Origin of the sequence: Mesorhizobium sp. M4A.F.Ca.ET.090.04.2.1 (genome assembly GCF_003999085.1) — a bacterium.
Taxonomy (GTDB): Bacteria; Pseudomonadota; Alphaproteobacteria; order Rhizobiales; family Rhizobiaceae; genus Mesorhizobium.
The window spans coordinates 1-2,136 of sequence record NZ_RZOT01000741.1 but is presented as its reverse complement, the minus strand read 5'-3'; the positions used below and the strand labels follow the sequence as shown (position 1 = coordinate 2,136).

Genomic DNA, 2,136 nt, shown 5'->3' with positions numbered 1-2,136 from the left:
GTTTCAGGATGGGTTCCGCCGGCAGGTCGCGCATGCGCCGTGCCTTCGCCTTGCCGATCCTGACCGTCGCCGCCGGGCTCACAGCCATGGTCGCGGCGTCGCCCGCCCGGGCCGATTTCCGCGTCTGCAACGCCACACAGAACCTGGTCGGCGTCGGCATCGGCTATCGCGCCAAGGCCGGCTGGATCACCGAGGGCTGGTGGCACATCGAAGGGTCGAGCTGCAAGACGCTGATCGAGGGTCCGCTGTCATCAAGGTTTTACTATCTTTATGCAGAAGACGCCGAGCGCGGCGGGCGCTGGGATGGCCCGATCAACATGTGCGTGGCCGAAAAAGAGTTCAAGATTGCCGGCGTAACCGATTGCGTCGCCCGGGGCTTCCAACGCGCCGGATTCCAAGAATATGACACGGGCGAGCAGGCAAGCTGGATGGTCCAGCTGACCGACGAGCCCGCAACGGGAGGCGCACCAGCGGCCCCCGCCCCGGGAACAAACAGTCAATGAGACGTAACCGCAAGGTCAAGATCCTCGCCACCATCGGTCCGGCCTCCTCCTCCGAGGAGATGTTGAAGAAGCTTTTCGAAGCCGGCGCCGATGTCTTCCGCATCAATATGAGCCATACTGACCACGATCTGATGCGCACGCTGGTCGGGCGCATCCGCGCGGTCGAGGACGCGGTCGGCCGGCCGATCGGCATTCTCGCCGACCTGCAGGGTCCGAAGCTGCGCGTCGGCAAGTTCGCAAACGGCAAGGAGACGCTCAGCGTCGGCCAGACCTTCACGCTCGACAACAATCCGGAACCCGGCACCTCGAGCAGAGTCTACCTGCCCCATCCGGAAATCCTGAGCTCGGTCGAGGCCGGTCACCGGCTTTTGATTGATGACGGCAAGCTGGAGCTCAGGGCGGTGAAGAGCGACGGCAAGTCGATCATTTGCACGGTCGTCGCCGGCACCACGATCTCCGACAAGAAGGGCGTCAGCCTGCCCGACACCGACCTGCCGGTCGGCGCGCTGACCGAGAAGGACCGCGCCGATCTCGACGCGGTGCTGGCGGCCAGCGTCCACTGGGTGGCGCTGTCCTTCGTGCAGCGGCCGGAGGATCTCGCAGAAGCGCGCAAGATCGCGCGCGGCCGGGCACTGATCATGGCCAAGATCGAGAAGCCGCAAGCGGTGGCCCGTCTGCCTGAAATCATCGAGCTGTCGGACGCGCTGATGGTTGCGCGCGGCGATCTCGGCGTCGAAATGCCGCTGGAGGCGGTGCCCGGCATCCAGAAGCAGATCACGCGTGCCGCGCGCCGCGCTGGCAAACCGGTGGTAATCGCGACGCAGATGCTGGAATCGATGATCACCGCGCCGGTGCCGACGCGCGCCGAGGTCTCGGACGTGTCGATCGCCGTGTTCGAGGGCGCGGACGCCATCATGCTTTCCGCGGAGTCCGCGGCCGGCGCCTATCCGGTCGAGGCCGTCGCGATGATGAACCGCATAGCCACCAAGGTCGAAGCCGATCCGACCTATGCCGGTATCATCAACGCGCAGCGCTCGGAGCCGGAAGCGACGGGCGCGGATGCCATTTCGCTTGCCGCGCGCGAAATCGCCGAGACGCTGAAACTGTCGGCGATCGTCACCTATACGGCCTCCGGCACGACCGGCTTGCGCGCCGCGCGCGAGCGGCCGCAAGTGCCGATCGTGGCGCTGTCGCCGATCCTCAACACGGCGCGGCGGCTGTCGCTACTGTGGGGCACGCATTGCGTGGTGTCGCCCGATGCCATCGACCTCGACGACATGGTCGACCGCGCCTGCCGCATCGCAATCGACGAGGGCTTCGGCAAGCCGGGCGACCGCGTCATCATCACCGCGGGCGTGCCGCTCAGGACGCCTGGCTCGACCAACATGCTGCGCATTGCGTATGTCGGGTCTGAGACCCAAGGCAGCCGCCCGGCCTGATCGTTTCAGGTCGGCGCCAGCTCGGCTTCCGGTGCCTTGAGGTCGGGACATGCGTCGGCGCCTTGCGCGTCGCCGGCGATGCGCGCTTCCACGGCCTTTGCCATCGACTGCAGGTCGATGGCCCTGCCGGCGGTCTTCTCGATGCCGCCGACGACCAGGTCGGCCGCGATCCAGTCAGGCTTGTGGCCGAGATT

The 2,136-nt window shown here is 66.6% G+C and carries 2 protein-coding genes and 1 pseudogene; 2 read left to right on the top strand and 1 reads right to left on the bottom strand.

Annotated features, from left to right (window positions below; translation table 11 throughout):
- Window positions 1-32: 32 nt before the first annotated feature.
- Window positions 33-503 carry a DUF1036 domain-containing protein gene (locus EN781_RS31215; RefSeq protein WP_245455349.1) on the top strand — a complete coding sequence of 157 codons (471 nt, stop codon included), beginning with the start codon at window positions 33-35 and terminating at the stop codon, window positions 501-503.
- The gene (pyk, locus tag EN781_RS31210; RefSeq protein WP_127400663.1) at window positions 500-1,942 is read left to right on the top strand and encodes a pyruvate kinase; all 1,443 of its coding nucleotides are present in this window, start codon (window positions 500-502) and stop codon (window positions 1,940-1,942) included. The genes EN781_RS31215 and pyk overlap by 4 nt, the downstream gene beginning before the upstream one ends.
- 5 nt (window positions 1,943-1,947) lie before the next feature.
- Here pyk and EN781_RS31205 read toward each other — a convergent pair.
- Window positions 1,948-2,136: pseudogene (locus EN781_RS31205) on the bottom strand (alpha/beta hydrolase); the annotation flags it as partial.

Coding starts and splice junctions, on each gene's coding strand:
- EN781_RS31215 (WP_245455349.1), top strand. CDS start 33: ATGCGCCGTGCCTTCGCCTTGCCGATCCTGACCGTCGCCGCCGGGCTC.
- pyk (WP_127400663.1), top strand. CDS start 500: ATGAGACGTAACCGCAAGGTCAAGATCCTCGCCACCATCGGTCCGGCC.